Genomic DNA, 18702 nt, shown 5'->3' on the forward strand with positions numbered 1-18702 from the left:
TACTACGCGCCCGGCCGGGAGTACCCACACCGCCAGCTCCACATCCGCGCCTGGAGCAACCCCAGCACAGACACGGTCGACGTCGACGCCCACGACGAACCCAGCCCACTCCAGCACCCACGGGCACACCTCCAAGAGATCGACCTGCACGACGCCACCACCTGGGTCACCAGCGCGTACAACACCACCACCGGCCTCGACCCGCGCGGGTTTCGGTAGGTCGAACCGCCATGCACGACTGTTCGTGTCGAACCCCCATGCACGATGACGTCTGAAAACCCACTCCCCGACCGCTGCGGCGCCGAATGCCGGAGTGGTGGCTACTGTGAGAACTACCCTGTGGATGGCGCCGAGCGCTGCCGGATGCACGGCGGCACCCAACCGAAGGGCCTGGACTCACCGAACGCCGTCCACGGCCTCCGGTCGAAGTACCTCACCGACGAGGACCAGGAGATCTACGAGGAGGTCCGCGAGCACGACAACGCCGCGCTCATCCAGGAGGAGATCTGGTCGATCAAGACGAAACTGCTCCGGGCGGCCCGAGCCGCCGACGGTGACGCGGGCCACACGATGGCGACCGACCTCGTCGAGAAAATCGAACGCGGCCAGGCCGACGAAGACGTCGTTCACGCGTTGGCGAAGCTCCTCCAGACGTCCGAGGGCGCTGTCGACCGCGCCATCGGTCGATTGAACGATCTGGTGAAAACCCACCACAAGATCACGGAGGGCGACACGCTCAACGTAGACCACAGCGGCACGGTCGACGGCTCGTATTCGGTCAACATCACCCACCACCGCGTCACGGAGGCTGATGATGAGTCTGGCGAGTGACGGCGTCACGATCGACGCTCGCGACGACGGTCTCGACCTCGAGTGGGCGTTCTGGGATAAACAACTCGAGGCCATCGACGCACTCCGCGCCGGCGAGTACGACGTCGTCGTCTTCCGTGGGGGCTACGGCTCGGGCAAATCCATCCTTGGGAGTCGGTGGATCCATGAGACGGCGCTCGAAGTCCCCGAGAGCGACCTGTTGGTTCTCGCCCAGGACTCCGCGAAGGGCGGCCCGACGACGTACAAGGTGTTCTTCGAGCAACTCCCCGGCGAAGACACCGTCCCCGCGAAGGGTGGTGACCCGGAGAATTCGCCGGTCGTCGACTCGTACAAGCAGGACTACGGCGGCGGCACCGTCACCTACATCACTGGTGCGGTCGCCCGCCTCGGCTCTGCAGACAAGTGGAACCGGTACGCGGGCGGCGAGTTCAACGCCATCTGGTGCGACGAGGTCGCCCACTACGAAACGACTGACCTCTACAAACTCAACCGCATGCTCATCTCTCGACAACGCACCACCGCAGGCCCGAATATCACCCTGTGGACGTCGACCGGGAACGGGTTCAACCAGTTCTACCGGTTCGTCGAACGCCAGATCGACCCCGACGGCGACCCACTCCCGACTCGCATCCGGAACGTCGTGGCAGACTCTCGGGACAATCCGTTCCTCGCTGAGATGGACAAGCTCCGCCGGCAGTTCGAAGGCACGGCAGCCGAGAAGCAAGGCCTCGCCGGTGGGTTCGCCGCCCCGGAAGGCCTCGTGTACCCCCGGTTTTCCCGCGAACACCACGTCGTCGACGAAACGAACGCTGCCGACCTGATCCCAGACGGTGCCCGCCCGATCTACGGGTACGACGCGGGCTGGGACCACCCGCGCGTTCTGATCGAGTGGTACCCGACGCACTACGACCAGTGGCTTGCGACCGACTGCTACTACGCAGCTGAGAAACCGTTCGAGCACCTGTGCGATCCCGCCGATGAATCCGGCTGGGTGTACGACCAGGGCAAACCGCGGGCGACGGTTTACTGTGAGCACGAGCCCGAGCACATCCTGAAGTTCCGCCAGGCCGGGTTCCGTGCGGTAAAGGCGGAGAAGAGTCTCGACGAGGGCATCCCGTTCATCCGGGGGCTCCTCGAGCGCAAGGGCGACCCGCAGCGGCCGGGGTTGCTGGTTTCTGATCGGTGTGTCGAACTCGTTCAGGAGTTCCAGTCGTACAAGGAGGACCACGTCGGCAAGTCGGGTGACGTCCCCGACCACGCACTCGACGCAACCCGATACGCGCTCTTCTCGCACACGCCGACAGCGACCGATAGCGACTCCAGCGGGGTCTCCTACCTATGACCGACACAATTGACGACTCGAAGGTCGCGGTGAACGTCGAAGGACTCGGCGCAGACGGTAGCCTTTCGAAGGCCGAGCACAGCACCCAGCTGCCCGACCGTCGCATCCAGACGATTCGAACCGGCATCAAACCCCCGTACAACCCGGATCGGCTCGCCTCGTTCATCGAACTGAACGAAACCCTGGCGGCTGGCATTCGAAAGAAGGCCAGGTACGAGGTCGGGTACGGGTTCGAACTCGCCCCACACCGTGACGTCGACGCCGACGACGCCAGCGAGCAAGAGCGCGAGACGGTGCGTGAGTTCTGGCGTGGGTTCGACTCGCGCTGGCAGACCAAGTCACGCCGCTCCGCAGAGCCCACGACACCCACTGAAGTGCTTGAGCTCGCTCGGCAGGACTATCACCTCGTCGGGTGGTGTTGTCTCGAAATCCTCGTCGACCTCGAAGGCACGCCCATCGGGCTGGCACACGTCCCCGCCAACACCGTCCGGGTGCGAACCCCCCAGAGCCAGTACGACCAACCACGACACCCCGAGAACGGCCAGTTCGTCGACGGCGAGGACGCCGACCTCGCGAGCCGCGGGTACGTCCAGATTCGGGGTGGACGTCGGCGGTACTTCGGTGAGGCCGGCGACCGCTACCGCGGCCAGGGCGAAGACGACGACGGCGACCCGATCTTCGTCGACACCGAGACTGGCGACGTCGCACGTGGAAGCGCGGAGGCGCTGGAGAATGCGCCGGCGAACGAGCTCATCTTCATCACGAACCCGTCCCCGCTCACCGACGACTACGGCGTCCCCGACTGGGTATCGGCGATTCGCACCATCAGTGCGGACGAGGCCGCCAAAGACTACAACCGGACGTTCTTCGACAACGACACCATCCCGCGATTCGTCATCAAAGTCACTGGCGGCGAGCTCACCGAGGAGTCCAAGCGCGACCTCAAGCAGATGCTGCACGGGCTTCGCGAAGAATCCCACCGCACGGTCGTCCTCGAGGTCGAGAAGTTCCAGACCCAGATCGACGAAGAGGTCGAAATCGAACTGGAACCCCTGGGCCAGGGCATCAGTGAGGAGATGGACTTCCGGCTGTTCCGCGAGAAGAACGAACACGAGATCGCGAAAGTCCTGGAGGTCCCACCGATCAAAATCGGGAACACGGACACGTCGAATCGGTCGAACTCCGAAGCCCAGGACCGCGAGTTCGCCATCGAGGTCATCCAGCCCGAACAGCACAAGTTCGCCGAACGCCTCTACCAGATCCTGCACCAGCAGGCGTTCGGCGTGCGTGACTGGACACTCGAGTTCGAGCTGAAAGGCGCGGACCAGCCCAAGGAGGATGCGATGGTCGCCCGCCAGAAGATCCAGGCCGTCCGTGGCGCCATCCCCATCAATCGGGCCCTGGAGATGATCGGCGAAGACCCACTCCCCGACGACCACCCTGTCGACGGCGACACCCTCGTCGCCGACATCGGCACCGACACCCAACCCGGCGGCGGCCAGGAGTCATCTGCCGGCTCCGAGCAGGTGCGTGCCGAGCATGCGCCGCCAGCGGAGCACAAGCTAGGGGAGCGGGACTGGCTGGACGTCGAGGCGGCGCTCGCGAGCAAGGAGATCGAGCAGGCCCAGTTCGATTCGTCGAATCTCGACGAGGGCCTGTACGACTTCGACGCCCAGGAACTCTACCTATCCTTCGAACGCGAGGATGGTGCGAACTCGCTGTATGCGTACGTCGACGTCCCACCGACCGAATGGTCGGGGCTCACGAACGCGTCGAGCCACGGGAGCTATCACTACGACTCGATCCGGTTGGAGTACGCGTACGTGGAGATTACGAACTTCCACGACCGCCTCCCCGAGGGCCCGAGTCCGGACCCGGAGGACGTCCCCGACGACATCCCAGTGTAGCGCGGGCGGATGTGCGAGTCTATCGATTCACTCGCTTTGAAATGGACTTGAATCCGCCTCTGTAACTAAGGTGATACGCAATAGGGAGCGTGACGATGAGCAGTACTCCCAACGTGAGCAGTTGTGAAATCGGGTCGGGCGGAGTGAGGATCGCAGAGAGCAGGAGCATGACCATGGAAGCCACCACGACTGTGACCACGAAGCGATCGAACGGCGAGTTAAGCATGTCTCAGTAGTACAGGGCGTGAGACATATATTTTCTCTGTACTTATCACTGGGCCACTGACCCCAACACGTTCTACGAGGTTAACAGAGACCCACCGATGATGCAGGGAGCCCCGACTCCCCTGTTGAGGTTCGACCGGGACCAATGGACTACCGTTTTCGACCACACATGACTGATAAGACCACAGAGCGCGGCGAGAAGCGCGGCGTCCTCTCGACCGGTCGAGCCCAGAAGCTCGAGAAGACCAAGGGGGACGCCGACGCCGAATCCGACCGCGCCGACACCAACAGCGAAGACGAGGCGGAGGGCTGACGCATGCCACCGGTGACGAAAGCTGGTGGCGAGCAGTTCCGCAAGGACGTCTCGTTCGTCACGAAAGAGGACGACGCCGAGCAGGTTGCGGCTGGCATCGTGATGGTGCCGGACAAGGCTGACCTGCAGAACGATTTTGCTCGCGAGGAGACCATCCGTGGGTTCGCCAGCCAGTTCGAGGCGTTCGTCGAGGCCGGCGAAGCAGGCGGCGGCATCATGCACGCCGTCTTCCCCGACGACTGGATGACCCTCGAACGCAACGAGGTCCTCACTGAGTCCGAGGAGATCGGTGGCAACACCGTCGACGCCGGCGCCTGGGTCCAGGAGTGGCGCATCACCAACGCCGACCTCTGGAGCCTCATCGACGACGAAATTCTCGCAGGATACTCGATCGGGGCGATCCAGGTCGACTGGAACGGCCCCTTCGAGCAGGACGAGGTCGACAACGTCGCCATCCCCGACGCTCTCGGCGAGGACGAACTCGTCTGGGAGCTCACCGACGGCATCATCCGCGAGGTATCCGCGGTCGACATCCCCGCGGTCCCGGACGCCCAGATTCTCGACACGAAGGCGGATGCGGAAAAGCGCCTCAGCGACTACCTCGGTGATCAGGACGGGTTCATCGAGGAGGCCCTGCAGCGGGGGCACTCCGAGGCTGAAGCTGAACGCCTCTGGGACGTCCTCAACGAGGCGGTCGCTGTTGACGGCGCTGGCGAGCCCGGCAAGCAGTCGATGTTCGCCCGCGCCGGCAAAGCGTTCCTCTCGGCGCTGTCTGGATCCGACGACACGACCGCGTCCGACGAGGACCAGGACGCGGCGACCGTGAAGGAGGGCCGTACCCTGTCGACGGCGAACCGTGACTCGTTGTTCGCGACGATCGACGCCAGCCTAGATATCCTCCAGAACGCCGGCGTCGACCACGGCATGACGCGGTTCACCGACCGCGGCAGCGTCGACTTCGACCTCACCGAGCACCAGGCCCGCACCTGGAGCAACGACGACAACGACGATGGCGACGGCGAGGACGACGAGGAAGAAGACGACGAGGAGGAAGCGGGCGGGAAGGACGCCTCCGGTGGCGACAACCCGGACAACGACACTACAGACATGACCGACGACAACCCCGACGACCCGGAGGGGGACGACAAGTCCCTCGCGGAACAGAACGCAGAACAGATCAGTGAACTGACCCAGGCGGTCGAAAGTCTCACCGAGACAATCGCCGGACCCCAGCCGAAGACGGCCGAGTTCGAGATCGACGGCGAGACCTACGAGATTCCTGAGAGCTCGGCGAAGGCCGCCCTCGGTGTCGGCAAGGACGCCGACCACGAGGACATCGCAGCCGCAATCGCGTCGCTCAAGCAGGACGCCGAGCGCGTCGATGAACTCGAGGACCGCCTCGACACCATCACCCGCCAGAGCGGTGTCGGCAGCCAGCAGCTCGACGCAGCCGCCGAGGGTGGCGAAGAAGGCGACGAGACGGGCTTGGACAGTCTCGGGAAGGCGCTGTCCTAACGAGGTGACTTCTACATGAGTACGAACACCATCGATGCGGTCCGCCAGCAGAACCAGCACAGCCTGCACTACGACAAGGACGTCGACCTCGCGACGCTGGACGGCTTCCAGCTTCCGGTTGACGTCACCGAGGAGTTCCTCGACCGGATGCAGAAGGAGGTCAACATCCTCGGCATGGCCGACACCATGACGCTCCCGCGCCTGGAGATGCGGGTCCCCCAGTTCGGCGTCCCCCGGCTCTCGGGCAACACCCGAAACGAGGAGGGAACGCGCAACACCAACTCCGGGGTCGAATCGGGGTACGTCAAGTTCAACGCGACCGACAAGCAGTACTACATCCTCGTCGAGCCCACCCGGGACGCCCTCAAGAACACGCACTACGGGCCCGACCAGTTCGGGGACTACATCGTCGACGAGTTCGTCCAGCGCTGGGCGAACGACATCGGCCTCATCGGCATTCGCGCCGGCGCGAGCTCGCAGGACCTCCAGTCGTCGTTCGGCGGCGTCACCACGTCAGACCTCGACGACACGTGGGACGGCTGGATCGCCCGCGCCGAAGACGACACCCAGAGCGACGACGGGGCCTCCACCCGGATCGGGCTGGAAGATACGGACAGCGCCCAGCTCTCGTCGATGCCGGTGTACGACCAGGCCAGTGCGGCGCCGGACACGCAGATGTTCAACGACGCGATTCAGACGCTGGATTCGCGCTACCGCGACCCGGACAACGTGGTCTTCCTCGTGAGCCCGGACAAGGTCCAGGAGTACGTGTTCAACCTGACCCAGCGCGAGGACCCGCTCGGGAGTGCGGTCGTCATGGGGGATTCGGACGTCACGCCGTTCTCGTACGACGTCGTCGGCGTGAACGGGTGGCCCGACAGCTACGGGATGCTCACGGACCCGCGCAACCTCGCGGTCGGGCTGTTCGAGCAGATGGAGCTCGACCAGACCACGGACACCGACAAGGTCCACGAGAACCGCCTCCACAGTCGGAACTGGATGGAGGGCCAGCTCGACTTCCAGATCAAGGAACTGCAGGCGGGCGTCCTCATCACCAACATCGGGTGATCCTGGATGGACCCCACCACGAACGCCCGTGTCCGGGCGCACTTCGAAGGCGCCGATGCACCGTACGCGGCCACGGTCAGTCCGGGGAACGGGGCGGCTACGGCCGTCAGCGAAGACACCCGTGCGCACGTCGTCAACCCCGACGGCACCAACAGCGTCACGCTCGACGCCGCCGCGAAGAAGGGGCACGTTCTGACGGTCGTCCACAACGGGGGTGCGAACACGCCGACGCTGTCGTTCGCGGATGCGGACTTCGTCGGGACGGGCCCGGCGAACATGACCAGCGCCGGCGCGACCGCCACCCTGCTCAACACGGACGGCACGACCTCGGGCTGGGTCGTCGTCGCCACCGGGAGTGCCTGACCACCCATGCCTACTGTTCAGAAAACCAGCGGCGGCCGCGTCACCGTGCGCGACATCGGCGAGTTCACCGTCGGCGACCAAGCGGCGGTCTCCGACGCCGAGGCACAGTACCTCGTCGACGAACGCGGCGACTTTACGCTCGTCGACGGCGAGGACGAGGCCACTGCTGACGACCTCTCGAAGATGGAGAACCGCCTGGAGCAGAAACTCACCGACGACACGGAGGAAGAGGAAGAGGAAGAGGAGGACCTAGCGGCCATCATCGACGACGGCACCTGCCCGTGGTGTGCGGACTACGAGGGTGACGCAGTCGGCAAGCACGCCTCGAGCGCGCACTCCGAGGAGTGGAACGACTACAAGCAGCAGCGGGAGGGCTGACCGATGCCGAACTGGTACGCCAGCGCCATCATCGCGAACTCGAAGACGTTCACTGCTGGCGAGACCGCGACCGCATCGGTCGCCCAGTACCACACCCCGGCGGTGTGCGTTGCGCTGGAGAACCTCGAAGGGAACGCTGACGACACCATCACCATCGAGATCGTCGGCGACGCCGGCACGTACGAAGTCGACAGTCGGACGCTCTCGTCGACCGGCAGCTACGTCGTCGACGTCCCGCAGGCAGACACCGTCCAGGTGACGAGCGCGAACGGGACGACGCTCAGTACGGAAGCCCGGAACAACCCGAGGTAACACACCATGCCCACAGGGTACTGCACGGTCGACGACGTCCGCCGCGCCCTCCGCCAGGAGGCCGTCTCGGGTGACATCGCCCAGGACCGCCAGATCGTGCTCGACGCGATCACCGCCCAGACGGAGTGGCTGGAGAAGACGCTCCACAGACACTGGTACGAGCCTGGTGGCATCCAGGAGGACACGGATGATCTGATCCCGACCGGGGCGAACACGCGGGATGACGAACACGACATCCCCACCCACGCCGGATTCGTGCATGGGGCGAGCGAGCGCGACCACTATCGGTACCGCGAGAATAGTGACGCGCTCCTCGAGGCCGGCCCCCGGTACGAGCGCCGGCGCAAGCACTACGAGGAGCCGAAGCGTGAGATCCGGCTCGCGTTCGGTGACGTGTACGACCCCGAGACGGCCGACGAAACCATCCCCGCGTACACTCGCATCCGGCTCGCCCGAAAAGACGTCGAGACGGTCAACACGCTGTCGGTCGTAAACGCCCAGGGTGGGTTCGACGACTGGGTTGCCACCAGCGACTACACTGGCGGCGTCGGCAACACCCATCGCGGCGAGGACTACTGGGTGCGCGTCAACAACGGCGGCGTCTCGGAATTGTACCTGAACATCCACGCGATGGACGACGACATTCCATCGTTCGCGAACGCCGTCTACGTCGACTTCGACTACGGCCACGACGGCATCCCACGAAACGTTCGACGGGCGGTCGCGTTTCGCGCTGCCAGCGACCTCACCGAAGAGGCCGCCACCCAGATCCCCGACAACGCCAGGGTGTACAACGTCGACACCCTCGCCGACCAGCTGCGCGAAAAAGCCACCGAGCTGCTGGAGGTCTACCAGTGATTCCCCTCGACCCAGGCTTCGAGAGCCAGCTCCGCGAGGCCGTCCTGGACGACGCCCAGCACGAGTACGTCGGCAAGCAGAACAACCTCGTGTTCCAGACGGTCGAAGAGGCCCACAGCATCCTCCGGGAGTACGGGCAGGCGTTCGACTACGACGTCGAACCCATCATCGAGAGCTTCGGCCCGGTCGAGGTCGACCGCACCGACCAGCGTCTCACCGTTCGCTGGGGGTGGGAGCATCCTGCGAGCGTGTACATGGAGTTCGGGACGAGCGATCACACCGTCGACGGCGAGCCAGTGTTGTCGTTCGTCTGGAGTCGGGAGGATGCCCCGGACTGGGTCGCCCGCGAGTTCGAACCCGAGGGCGATGGCTATCGCGTGTTCCTGCCCGAGGTGGACGTCCGGGGGTTGCCGGAGTCGCGGTACGTGCGGCGGAGCCTGCATTGGCTTCGCCGGGAGGCCCAGCGCTGATGGCTGCGTACAACGGCCGGCTCGTTGACTGGGTCCTGGACACGATCGCCGAGAACTGGAACTCGGATACGTACAGTCCACGGCTCGTCGACCGAGACGACTCACAGGAGTTCGCGATCACGACCACGGGAACGGCGGTTGTGGGTGATGCGACGGTCGGGCAAACGGACGCCGGCCACGAACTCCTGGGCGACCTCACCACCGCGAACTACGTCGGCGTTTCCAGCGCCGACCGGACGACCGAGGTCTCGGGCTGGGAGTACGACGAGGACGTCGACGCCGTCGTCCCCATCCGCATCGAGGGCTACTCGGGGGGCTGGGGGCACGTCGACGACCACGCTGACTTTCGGGCGCTCACCAGGGAGGTCGAGCGCACGCTGAAAGTCGAGCGGCAGTGGCCGATCCGGCCCGACCCGGACCGGGACGGCGAGTACTACCACCGCCTCGAGTTCCGCAACCAAGTCGACCAGAGCAGCAACTGGTCGGACTACTGCCGATACGACGCTGACATCGTCCTCTTCGGTCACATCGACCTCCCTTGACCGCGTTTTCAGTACACTATGACAGATAGGAAGACCATCACCGCGCAGGTGGCGGCGGATCGACTCGACGACCAGCTCCAGGAGCTCGCCGAGGTGGTGAGTGACGGCCGCTCGCCGGATGCGAACCCGGCCGAAGTGGAGGCGCGTCGGAATGGCGCCCGGTACGTCGCTCGCGAGTACGGCTCGGACGCCGAGGTCGTGATCGAGGCGTTGCGGACTGGGGCGTTCGGGCTCGTCGAGGACTACGCGGCCGACGCCGCCCGCGAGAAGATGCAGTCCGGCGGTGGCGCGGCGTCGAACGGCCTCACCCGCCCGTTCTACGTCGCCCGTGGCTGTGTGGACGCACCGTTCTACGACGACGGCGTCCAGGACTACGAAGATAGGGTCGCGACCGTTCGCGGCCTGCCCGTGGAAGTCAGCAAGTGGCTGGAGTTCGAGATCGGCGAGCACACGGATGTGGATGCGGGAAACTCGAAGTCGTTCGCGGACTACTTAGCGGAGACCTCGACCGAGACGGAGGCGTCCAGCGGGGAGAGTGGCGGGACGCCGCCCGAGTAGCGCTCATGCACCAGGGCCACGACCCCCGAGCGGTGGACGACTACCCGCTCCGTGTGGTGAAACTCTACCTCATGACGCGAGACATCCTCACAACCCCATTCGGTGATTCATAGATGGCCGAGTTCAGCACGAGCACGCTCCTCGAGGTCAGCGTCAGCCAAAGATCATTGGCCGATGCCCGCCAGGAGATAGAGGATTCGATAGGGAGCGTCGACGTCGATGTCTCGACGAGCGGGCAGGCCGCCCGGGGCGCACGCCGGTCGGCGAACGTTCGCGGCCGGGAGCAAGCCATGAGTCGGCAGCTCCTGAGCGGCCAGCAGCAAGAACTGACGAGCATCGACTCCCGGTTGGACGAGAACGTCGAGTTGAACGAGCGGCGGAACGACCTGCTGGAGATGCTCGTCGACGCGACCGAAGAAGGCACCAGGGCTCGCGCTCGGTTCGGTGGGGCTGGTGGGGCGGTCGGGAGTTCGCTCGCCGTCGGCGGCGTGCTCATCGGGCTCGGCAGCCAGATCGGCGCCACGCTCGGCGGGGCGTTCCTCGACACCATCGACGACTGGACGTGGCCGGAGATCCCGATGCCGGACTGGTGGCCGTCCGGCGGCAGTGACTCGCCGAGCGGTGGTGGCATCGTCGACCGGACGCCGACGCCGAACACGCCGCCGGTGAACGTCCGCCACCCAGACTACTTCCCCACCGGGGGGACTGCCCCGACCGGCGCACCCACCGGGGACGGCTCACCCACGGTGACGGTGCCGCCGTGGGTGGGTGCTGTCGGCGCCGGTGCTGGACTCGGCGCGCTCGCGACCGGCGGGCTGTCCCTCCTCCGCGGCGGTGCAGGAGGCATCGCCAGTGGGGGTGGGAGTGCGGCCGCGGCGGGCGCGCCGCTGTTCACTGGCGGGATGTTCCCCGACGACGCCCCGAGCGGGTTCGACGCCGGTGGGGCGCCGGTCGCACTCCGGTGGCTGAACTCGCTCTCGACCAGCCAGAGCTTGTACACGGACGGCTCGGAGTTCGGCGAGAGCACACCCAGGGGTGTCGGGCCGTACGACGGCACGCTCACCCCACTGTCGGGTGGGAATCCGTCGCCGGGCGCTGGCCGGGGCGGCGGCCGCCGGTTCGACACCGGGACGACCGTACAGGACAACCGCACGTTCGACATCACCGCCCGCTTCGAGGGCCTCCAGGACACCCGCGAGACCGAGCAGGCCGTCGCGGACGAACTCTCGAAGATGGAGGAACGCCTGCGCCGCAAACTCAGCGACGACCGCTACTTCTGACCACCCCACGAGACACTCGTATCCACATCCATGACGCAACAGATCGTCTATCAGCACGAGCCGGAAGCATCGTACCTGGGTTCGCCCAGCATGTCGAACTACATTTATCCGGGGCAGAACACGACCCTGGAGGAGCTCACCCTGGAGAACGCGCTCGCCGAACTGCGGTGGCCGGACTCGAACGAGGTGGCCGATCAGATAGCGACCACGTTCTCCGGGGCGCTCTCGGTGTCGTTCGCGCCGACGAATCCGTGGTTTCTGAACCACGTCCTCGGCGACCCACCGACCGCTGGCGGCGAGGGCAGTCCACCGTACAGTTATACGTGGACGCCGGTCGGTGGCGGGGAGAACGTGCAGTCGAGCCGGTGGTTCATCGGGTTCGACCTCGCCTCCTCGACGACCGAGCGCGTCCTCGAGGGCGTGGTGTTCCCGCAGATGACCGTCGAGGCAGGGGTCGGCGAGATGCCCCGCGTCAGCCTCACGGGATTCTACGGCGACGAGTCCTCGGCCACCTCGCTGACGGACTACACGGGCTCGATCGTCGGTGACGAGGACCCGCTGGTGTTCCATCAGGGCGACCTCCAGATCCCGCAAGCAACCAGTCTGGCGCGCATGGACCAGTGCACGTTCACGGTGCAGACTGGTGCGCGGGCGCAGCGGGACTGGCAGCGCCACCCCCTCGACGCCGTCGCAGGCAGCGTCGAGACCCGGCTGTCGCCGTCAAAGGTGCCAACGGACCAGAACACGCTCGACCTCGCGTACGGCGGGAGTGCGGCTCCTGCGACCACCGTGAGTGGGGCGGCCGACGCCCGGCTCAAGTTCGGGTCGCCGGGCGACCACAGTCTGCAGATCGACGTCCAGGACGTCACGCCGAACACGTACGGGTGGCAGAACGTGCTCGACCAGGGCACCGACACCCTCGAGGACACCGAGTTGTACTGTGGCGCGCTCTCGATCACTGGCGAATCCAGCCAGAGCTCGGCGGTGTAACCCGTGACGTTCAGGCATCCAGCGCTGGAGATCGACGCCGACTTCGGGTCGGGCACGACCACTGGCATGTTCGAGTTCCCCGGCGGGCTCTCCGACGGCGGCGGGTTCGAGGTTGAACTCCAGGGCCGCACCGGGCCCTTGGTCAACAACCAGCTCTCCCAGGTCTATTCGTTCCTCACTGAGGTGACCGGGGTGGGAGAGAGCGGGCGGAAAGGCGTCACGGTCGACTTTGGTGGTGGCGAGTTCGCCGTCCAAATCAGTGGTGACCTGTGGGATGGCGAGATGTCGACGCGGTCGGGGACCGCCCAGTGGGGGAGTTCGACCGACCCCGGGACGTTGAACCAGTCAACTGCGACCGGGGCGTCGGCGGAGCAGAAGATGCAGGTGTTCATGGAGTACTGGCGCTACGCGAGTATCGGCAGTCTCACCCCCGCCCGGCTCACGCTCGGCGAGTACCACCCGAACGGTGTGCTGGAGAGCCCACTGGGGGTCGTCATCGAGCAGCCGCAGGTGGCAATCAACAGTCAGCGCGCGGGGGTCGCGGACATCCAGCTCTCGCTCGTCGAGACGGTCACGCTCGACGGCGCCCTGGACGCACTGAACCAGACCGGACAGTAACCCAGTTTTCATACACGATACTCATGACACTCCAACTCTACACACTCCCGCTGCCACGCGGCGGCGCACGGGGCGGGCAGGGCGCACGAGCGACGAGCGTCGCTGCGGCGGGGACGCTGTCGGGGTCGACGCCGGTCGTCGAGGACGTCGCGAGCCAGCCGGGCGACCTCACCCTCGAAGGCGTGTACCGCGGCACCTACGCCGCGAAGATGGCCAGGGAGCTCGACGAACTCGGGTCGTCCTCCGAGATCAACACCGTCGCACTGTTCGACCAGGACCAGAGTGTGCAGGCATCACAGGCGGGGTACTACGTGGTCGAGAGCGTGGACACGAACCCGGAGCGAGCTCTGTCTGACCGCCTGTACCGGTGGCGGCTCTCCCTCCGACGACAGGGCACCCAGGCGAGTCACTGGCGGGCCGTCCAGACGGCGGAGTCTCAGCCGCGGAACGACTTCGGGAACGACACCACCACCGCGTACATCGGCATCCCAGCGACCGCGAGCAAGGTCCGGTGGTACGACGCCGAAACCGGCGCTGTCGAGTCCGCCAGCGTAGCCACCACGCGGAACGCCGAGTACGGGGACGTCGACATGTACGATACGCTCGCCCCGTCGTTCTCGGCGCCCACCTTGTTGTTCGAGGTGCCGTACCGGGACGAGGAGGACACAGACCTGCGGGTGTGGGACACCCGCGGCAACACGTCGAAGACGGACGGGAACGGGTACGTGCAGTGGGCGAAGGTGTTCGACACCACGCACGACCCCAGTGGCAGCCTGGTCGTGGACAACGGCTTGCTGCGGCTCACGTTCGACGACGCCAACAACTCCCTCGGTGTCGAGCAGTGGGACGACTCGGGCGGCTCCTGGACGAGCGTGAGCCTCGGCACTTCGGACTGGCAGTTGTTCGACACGGACCTCCGTCGGATCGGCCAGTCGGATGTGCGTGGCCGGGTGGAGTTCGAGGACCCCGTCGGCGGATCGTTCTGCACGCTGACGATGAGCCTCCAGCGTGGGTTCGACACGGTGCGGTGGCTCGAACCGACGACCGAGCCGACGCCGTCGGGGTTGGTTAACCTCCTGTCGCCGATCGCGAACACGAGTTCGTACGAGCGGTCGCCGAGTCAGACCGTGACGGCTCGCGAGGAGGTGCAATAACGGATGGCGCCGACTGCGCCGTCGAATCCTACCATCGAGTCGGTGACGGCGACGTCGGTGACGGTGTCGTGGACGGACAACTCCACCACCGAAACCGAGTTCCGGCTCTTGCGTGAGGAGGACGTCGACGGGACGTGGAAGGCGGCGCAGGTAGTGGCGACGGTGGGCGCGGACGTCACGCAGGCGACCGACACCACGCCCAGGCCGGGGACGACGTACCGGTACTGGGTGCGCGCCGACGACGGCAGCTCCACCGCGGACAGCTCGAAGGTCGAAGCCACAACGACGAGTCTGGGTGTGCCCCAGACGGAGATTCCGAGCACGGGCTGGTACGTCGAAGTCGACCATCCGAGTGCGAGCGACCCCAGGACGCCGACGGTGCTCGACGACACCGCCGAAGTCCTCCCCCGGTTGAACGCACGGCCAGAGGTGCGGGTTCCCGTTCGGCGGGATGAGTCGTGGCTCGCTGCGGGGTACGAGAACACGGGGATGCGGGTGTGGAAGGACGGCCAGCAGCTCCCCATCGACGAACTGGCGGACGTCGAGATCACACCCGGGCAGACCGTGCTCGTCGGCCGTGGGGCGAGCGAGCTCGACCAGGACGTCACCGCCCAGTACTCCTCCCAGCCCGCCATGGACGCCTTCACCACCCTCGTCGAGTCGAACACCAGTCTGACGGTGAACGCGGATAGTGCGGACCCGGACCCAGCATCACAGATCACGGTCATCGACGAATCCACACCCAGCGGGCTCGAAACCCTGTTCGGGGCGGGCGACCCGACCGACCCGTTCGTCCAGACCGCGAGCGGGCTCGAACTCGCCCAGACGTGCTGGACGACCGAAGGCGAAGCCTACGACCGCAGTGTTGGGTCGGGGCTCCAGACGACTGACGCCGCGTTCAGTGGTGGGGCGGCCGGCTACATCAGTTCGAGCGGCGACACCCTGGAGTGGGACTTCACCACCCAGCACACGATCCCCGCCGAGGACCTGCAGGTGTACGTGCGGTACGGGAACTTCTCCGGCTCGGAGTTCTGCTCCCATACGTTCACGCTGGAGTTCGCCGGCGGCGGGTCGGATACGCTGGAGTCACTGTCGAACACGGGTGGGGACATCAATCTGGGGTGGCGGGACATGGCGACCAACCCACTCGGCGGGAACGGGTACGGGAGTGGCGACCTCCCACCCGGCACGCACACACTCAAGGTCGAAGCGACCGGGTCGACCGGCGAGTTGTTCGTCGACGTCATCGCCCCCGCCGACGGCCGCTTCTCCTACACGCTCGACGACGACAACGGCGGGAGTAGTGGGTATCTGGACGGCCCCGAACTCTACCCGGTGACGGATCGCCCGACGACCGAGGCGGGTGCTGGGCTCGCGACGGTTGGCGCGAGCGCGACGACGTCGTGGACGTCGACGGCGGGGAGCCAGCAGCTCGAACTGTCGAATGACAAGGGCGCGACCTACCCGATCTCGGGCGCGAACACCCAGTCGGTGTCGGGGTCGTTCCCGGATGCTGGTGCGAGCGTCCAGTTGCGGGCGACCTGGAGCGGGCACGGCTCGAGGTCGACCGCCACCCCGCAGACGGGGTATTTGACGATGAGCGTCGAGAGCGTGCAGGTGACCATCGACGGGAAAGACATTCCGGTGATCTCCGAGCAGCGCTACCGGGGCCGGCTCCGGGAGGTGCTCAGGGATATCGCGAGTACGCACGACCTCATCTACACCGTCGAACGCAACAGCGCTGGGGACCAGGTCATCGAACTCACCCGGCCCGGCCTCCGCCAGACCTCGGTGAGTCTGCCCACGAGCGCGTACTCGGTGGAGAAGCAGTCCACGCAGGTCCTCAAAGCGACCATCGAGGGCGTGGGCCGGGAGGCCTCGACGTCGATCACAGCGTCGCATGGCACTGGGGTGGTGTTGGGGGAGGCGCCGGTGATCACGGGCAGTGAGCGCGTGCTCGACCAGACCACTGGCACCCCGTACGACTACGGCGAGGACTACACGGTCGACTGGGCGGCCGGCGAGGTGACGGCGCTCTCGACCGGCGACATCACCGACGGCGAGACGGTGGACGTCGAGTACCGGTACAAGACCACCGGCACCTACCAGGACTCCTCGTACAGTGGCGACCCCAGTACGGCGATCACCAGGCGGGTGCCCGAACTCACGAGTGAGCGAGCGTGCGAAACGTTCGCGTTCCGGCTCGTCGACGAGTTGAAGACGCCGTTGTGGACGGCGTCGGTGGAACTGTCGAGCCTCCAGGACACCCCGGTGTCGCTGGTGGATGCGCTCACACTGGACGGTGTCCCCGCCGGCACACCCCTCGAAGTCTGGACGCTCGACAACACCCCGACTGGTGTCCGCCTCCAGTTGGGGAGTCGGGACGACATCGAGCAGACCGTGACGGACCTGCGGACGACCGTCGGCGCACTCAACCAGCACATCTAACCCACGAACCGGGTGCAGTGACCCCCAGTGCGGGGCGAGCACCCCTCCTCGCGGCACGCGACCTCACCGAGTTTTCAAGTGATACACTATGGCAGACCGAGTACTCTTTCAGGGCAACGACAAGCTGGACGAACCGAACCTCACTGGTGTCGCAGCGAAAAGCAACCAGACCGACTACGTCGAACGCGGGATCTCGCTCACCGCCGACTACACCAACCTCGAGCTCGACACGACGAGCGGGCACGCCGTCATCGCGACCAGCACCGGCGACCAGGCGTGGGACGTCTTCCCCGACGCCCGCACCGCGCTCACACTCACCGACAATGCGGTCAACGAGGTCTACCTCGTCGTCGACCCCAACGCCCAGGACGCCCTCACCGTCGACGTCCGCACCACGGGCACCCCGAGTGATCCGTACGTGAAGATCGGGGAGGTCGACACGAGCGCGGATACCACCAGTGAGGTGAACCGTGATCCGGCGGCGTCGTTCCGCGCGGCAGACATCAAGGACGTGTCTGTTACTGGGCAGCTCTCACGGAACCCCGGTGCTGACGGCTATATTTTCAGAGCCGGGGGCAATTCGATATATTCAGAGTCAGAAGTTGGGAATGATAACCGCTTCCAGGTATACGACGTGATGAAAGACGAGTGGGCGCAACTCCCACCAATGCAGAAGGGGCGTGGCAGTCATGCCATGTGCTACTACAATGGTGGGATTTGGGTGTTTGGCGGGAACAACGCCGAGGCCGAAACCCACGTCGAACGCTACGACGTGCGAACGAACCAGTGGCAAACGAAACCCTCACTCAATTACCCGCGGTTCAAACTATCGAAGAAGATGCCCGTGATAAACGGGAACGTCTACATCTGTGGTGGCCAGAACAGGGACACAGGAAACCGCTCGAACACGGTCGAAAAGTACGACCTGGACGCGGAAACGGTAACGGAGGTCACGTCGATGCCTGCAACGCATTCGTTCCCGATGCAGGCGTACTACAACGGGTATCTCTGGCTACTCACGGGCAACACTGATGATGCGGTTGAAACTGGCCTCGTACAGCGGTACGATCCAGACACTGACACGTGGGACGGCCCGTCGAATTTCACTCCTCACCCCGACAACGTGACTGACGGCGCGGGGACGCAGGTCGGTGACGAGTTCCACATGATCGGCGGGTGGACGCCAGACACGTCGGATAACCCCATTCCTGGAACACACCACGCGTACTCGTTCGACACTGACACCTGGACGAAAGTGCGCGACCTCCCGACTGGGTACAGCCACGGTTCGGCGGCCTACGACGGCACCTACATTTGGCGATTCATGGGTCGGTGCTGGCGTGGTGATGCCCCGAATGACCCTGACAAGAACGAAACGTCGTCGGTCTGGCGGTACCATCAGGATAGAGGAGTAGAGGCGTCGGTGCAACGTTGTTTCGAGCGCGTTTGGAACTTCACGCTACTCCACACGAACGATTCTGCGGCGCGACCTGTCGGGAGGGAATAACAATGCTACGAAATGCACTCAAA

20 protein-coding genes and 2 pseudogenes are annotated in these 18702 nt (G+C 65.5%); 21 read left to right on the forward strand and 1 reads right to left on the reverse strand.

Going from position 1 to position 18702, the window contains the following annotated elements:
* From ACSC1W_RS05935 to ACSC1W_RS05955, 5 genes and pseudogenes are all read left to right on the forward strand, one after another.
* Window positions 1-219: pseudogene (locus ACSC1W_RS05935) on the forward strand (hypothetical protein); the annotation flags it as partial.
* 45 nt (window positions 220-264) lie between these two features.
* Window positions 265-363 (forward strand): annotated as a pseudogene (locus tag ACSC1W_RS05940) (hypothetical protein); the annotation flags it as partial.
* Window positions 364-831: a hypothetical protein gene (locus ACSC1W_RS05945; protein WP_435347685.1), complete on the forward strand. Its 468-nt coding sequence runs from the start codon at window positions 364-366 to the stop codon at window positions 829-831. It begins immediately after the preceding pseudogene.
* Complete coding sequence (locus tag ACSC1W_RS05950; protein WP_435346017.1) at window positions 815-2173, forward strand: terminase large subunit domain-containing protein; 1359 nt, start codon at window positions 815-817, stop codon at window positions 2171-2173. The genes ACSC1W_RS05945 and ACSC1W_RS05950 overlap by 17 nt, the downstream gene beginning before the upstream one ends.
* Window positions 2170-4080: a phage portal protein gene (locus tag ACSC1W_RS05955; protein WP_435346018.1), complete on the forward strand. Its 1911-nt coding sequence runs from the start codon at window positions 2170-2172 to the stop codon at window positions 4078-4080. The genes ACSC1W_RS05950 and ACSC1W_RS05955 overlap by 4 nt, the downstream gene beginning before the upstream one ends.
* Before the next feature lie 19 nt (window positions 4081-4099).
* Here ACSC1W_RS05955 and ACSC1W_RS05960 read toward each other — a convergent pair whose 3' ends face one another.
* Window positions 4100-4306 carry a DUF7534 family protein gene (locus tag ACSC1W_RS05960; RefSeq protein WP_435346019.1) on the reverse strand — a complete coding sequence of 69 codons (207 nt, stop codon included), beginning with the start codon at window positions 4304-4306 and terminating at the stop codon, window positions 4100-4102.
* 168 nt (window positions 4307-4474) lie between these two features.
* On the opposite strand from ACSC1W_RS05960, the gene ACSC1W_RS05965 reads away from it, so the two are divergent.
* The 16 genes from ACSC1W_RS05965 to ACSC1W_RS06040 all read left to right on the forward strand — a co-directional run bounded on the left by ACSC1W_RS05965 (window position 4475) and on the right by ACSC1W_RS06040 (window position 18679).
* Window positions 4475-4618 carry a hypothetical protein gene (locus ACSC1W_RS05965; RefSeq protein ID WP_435346020.1) on the forward strand — a complete coding sequence of 48 codons (144 nt, stop codon included), beginning with the start codon at window positions 4475-4477 and terminating at the stop codon, window positions 4616-4618.
* Window positions 4619-4621: 3 nt separating this feature from the next.
* Window positions 4622-6133 carry an XkdF-like putative serine protease domain-containing protein gene (locus tag ACSC1W_RS05970; RefSeq protein WP_435346021.1) on the forward strand — a complete coding sequence of 504 codons (1512 nt, stop codon included), beginning with the start codon at window positions 4622-4624 and terminating at the stop codon, window positions 6131-6133.
* Between the two features lie 15 nt (window positions 6134-6148).
* The gene (locus tag ACSC1W_RS05975; protein ID WP_435346022.1) at window positions 6149-7201 is read left to right on the forward strand and encodes a hypothetical protein; all 1053 of its coding nucleotides are present in this window, start codon (window positions 6149-6151) and stop codon (window positions 7199-7201) included.
* Window positions 7202-7207: 6 nt separating this feature from the next.
* A complete protein-coding gene (locus ACSC1W_RS05980) occupies window positions 7208-7564 on the forward strand; it encodes a hypothetical protein (protein ID WP_435346023.1) in 357 nt (118 codons plus the stop codon).
* A 6-nt stretch (window positions 7565-7570) separates the two neighbouring features.
* Entirely contained in the window at window positions 7571-7942 is a 372-nt protein-coding gene (locus tag ACSC1W_RS05985) for a hypothetical protein (protein ID WP_435346024.1), read from the forward strand.
* Window positions 7943-7945: 3 nt separating this feature from the next.
* The gene (locus tag ACSC1W_RS05990; RefSeq protein ID WP_435346025.1) at window positions 7946-8254 is read left to right on the forward strand and encodes a hypothetical protein; all 309 of its coding nucleotides are present in this window, start codon (window positions 7946-7948) and stop codon (window positions 8252-8254) included.
* Between the two features lie 6 nt (window positions 8255-8260).
* Window positions 8261-9112 (forward strand): hypothetical protein, encoded by an 852-nt coding sequence (locus tag ACSC1W_RS05995; RefSeq protein WP_435346026.1) that lies wholly within the window; start codon window positions 8261-8263, stop codon window positions 9110-9112.
* Complete coding sequence (locus ACSC1W_RS06000) at window positions 9109-9582, forward strand: hypothetical protein (RefSeq protein WP_435346027.1); 474 nt, start codon at window positions 9109-9111, stop codon at window positions 9580-9582. The genes ACSC1W_RS05995 and ACSC1W_RS06000 overlap by 4 nt, the downstream gene beginning before the upstream one ends.
* A complete protein-coding gene (locus tag ACSC1W_RS06005; protein ID WP_435346028.1) occupies window positions 9582-10124 on the forward strand; it encodes a hypothetical protein in 543 nt (180 codons plus the stop codon). Before ACSC1W_RS06000 ends, ACSC1W_RS06005 begins: the two co-directional genes overlap by 1 nt.
* A gap of 18 nt (window positions 10125-10142) precedes the next feature.
* Window positions 10143-10682 carry a hypothetical protein gene (locus ACSC1W_RS06010; protein ID WP_435346029.1) on the forward strand — a complete coding sequence of 180 codons (540 nt, stop codon included), beginning with the start codon at window positions 10143-10145 and terminating at the stop codon, window positions 10680-10682.
* Between the two features lie 113 nt (window positions 10683-10795).
* Entirely contained in the window at window positions 10796-11962 is a 1167-nt protein-coding gene (locus tag ACSC1W_RS06015) for a hypothetical protein (protein WP_435346030.1), read from the forward strand.
* A gap of 90 nt (window positions 11963-12052) precedes the next feature.
* Window positions 12053-12952 carry a phage tail tube protein gene (locus ACSC1W_RS06020; RefSeq protein WP_435346031.1) on the forward strand — a complete coding sequence of 300 codons (900 nt, stop codon included), beginning with the start codon at window positions 12053-12055 and terminating at the stop codon, window positions 12950-12952.
* Window positions 12953-12955: 3 nt separating this feature from the next.
* Window positions 12956-13570, forward strand: coding sequence for a hypothetical protein (locus ACSC1W_RS06025; RefSeq protein ID WP_435346032.1), 615 nt, complete (start codon window positions 12956-12958; stop codon window positions 13568-13570).
* Between the two features lie 23 nt (window positions 13571-13593).
* Window positions 13594-14724, forward strand: coding sequence for a hypothetical protein (locus ACSC1W_RS06030; RefSeq protein ID WP_435346033.1), 1131 nt, complete (start codon window positions 13594-13596; stop codon window positions 14722-14724).
* Between the two features lie 3 nt (window positions 14725-14727).
* Entirely contained in the window at window positions 14728-17172 is a 2445-nt protein-coding gene (locus ACSC1W_RS06035; protein WP_435346034.1) for a fibronectin type III domain-containing protein, read from the forward strand.
* Window positions 17173-17260: 88 nt separating this feature from the next.
* A complete protein-coding gene (locus ACSC1W_RS06040) occupies window positions 17261-18679 on the forward strand; it encodes a Kelch repeat-containing protein (protein ID WP_435346035.1) in 1419 nt (472 codons plus the stop codon).
* The last annotated feature ends 23 nt before the right edge of the window (window positions 18680-18702 follow it).

Origin of the sequence: Haloarchaeobius marinus (assembly GCF_051207415.1) — an archaeon.
Taxonomy (GTDB): Archaea; Halobacteriota; Halobacteria; order Halobacteriales; family Natrialbaceae; genus Haloarchaeobius.

What these genes read in the sequence shown, in the direction of transcription:
- ACSC1W_RS05985 (WP_435346024.1), top strand. Translation starts at nt 7,571, where the DNA reads ATGCCTACTGTTCAGAAAACCAGCGGCGGCCGCGTCACCGTGCGCGAC.
- ACSC1W_RS05970 (WP_435346021.1), top strand. Translation starts at nt 4,622, where the DNA reads ATGCCACCGGTGACGAAAGCTGGTGGCGAGCAGTTCCGCAAGGACGTC.
- ACSC1W_RS05955 (WP_435346018.1), top strand. Translation starts at nt 2,170, where the DNA reads ATGACCGACACAATTGACGACTCGAAGGTCGCGGTGAACGTCGAAGGA.
- ACSC1W_RS06040 (WP_435346035.1), top strand. Translation starts at nt 17,261, where the DNA reads ATGGCAGACCGAGTACTCTTTCAGGGCAACGACAAGCTGGACGAACCG.
- ACSC1W_RS05980 (WP_435346023.1), top strand. Translation starts at nt 7,208, where the DNA reads ATGGACCCCACCACGAACGCCCGTGTCCGGGCGCACTTCGAAGGCGCC.
- ACSC1W_RS06030 (WP_435346033.1), top strand. Translation starts at nt 13,594, where the DNA reads ATGACACTCCAACTCTACACACTCCCGCTGCCACGCGGCGGCGCACGG.
- ACSC1W_RS06035 (WP_435346034.1), top strand. Translation starts at nt 14,728, where the DNA reads ATGGCGCCGACTGCGCCGTCGAATCCTACCATCGAGTCGGTGACGGCG.
- ACSC1W_RS05975 (WP_435346022.1), top strand. Translation starts at nt 6,149, where the DNA reads ATGAGTACGAACACCATCGATGCGGTCCGCCAGCAGAACCAGCACAGC.
- ACSC1W_RS06005 (WP_435346028.1), top strand. Translation starts at nt 9,582, where the DNA reads ATGGCTGCGTACAACGGCCGGCTCGTTGACTGGGTCCTGGACACGATC.
- ACSC1W_RS05960 (WP_435346019.1), bottom strand. Translation starts at nt 4,306, where the DNA reads ATGCTTAACTCGCCGTTCGATCGCTTCGTGGTCACAGTCGTGGTGGCT.
- ACSC1W_RS05995 (WP_435346026.1), top strand. Translation starts at nt 8,261, where the DNA reads ATGCCCACAGGGTACTGCACGGTCGACGACGTCCGCCGCGCCCTCCGC.
- ACSC1W_RS05965 (WP_435346020.1), top strand. Translation starts at nt 4,475, where the DNA reads ATGACTGATAAGACCACAGAGCGCGGCGAGAAGCGCGGCGTCCTCTCG.
- ACSC1W_RS05990 (WP_435346025.1), top strand. Translation starts at nt 7,946, where the DNA reads ATGCCGAACTGGTACGCCAGCGCCATCATCGCGAACTCGAAGACGTTC.
- ACSC1W_RS05950 (WP_435346017.1), top strand. Translation starts at nt 815, where the DNA reads ATGAGTCTGGCGAGTGACGGCGTCACGATCGACGCTCGCGACGACGGT.
- ACSC1W_RS05945 (WP_435347685.1), top strand. Translation starts at nt 364, where the DNA reads ATGCACGGCGGCACCCAACCGAAGGGCCTGGACTCACCGAACGCCGTC.
- ACSC1W_RS06020 (WP_435346031.1), top strand. Translation starts at nt 12,053, where the DNA reads ATGTCGAACTACATTTATCCGGGGCAGAACACGACCCTGGAGGAGCTC.
- ACSC1W_RS06015 (WP_435346030.1), top strand. Translation starts at nt 10,796, where the DNA reads ATGGCCGAGTTCAGCACGAGCACGCTCCTCGAGGTCAGCGTCAGCCAA.
- ACSC1W_RS06010 (WP_435346029.1), top strand. Translation starts at nt 10,143, where the DNA reads ATGACAGATAGGAAGACCATCACCGCGCAGGTGGCGGCGGATCGACTC.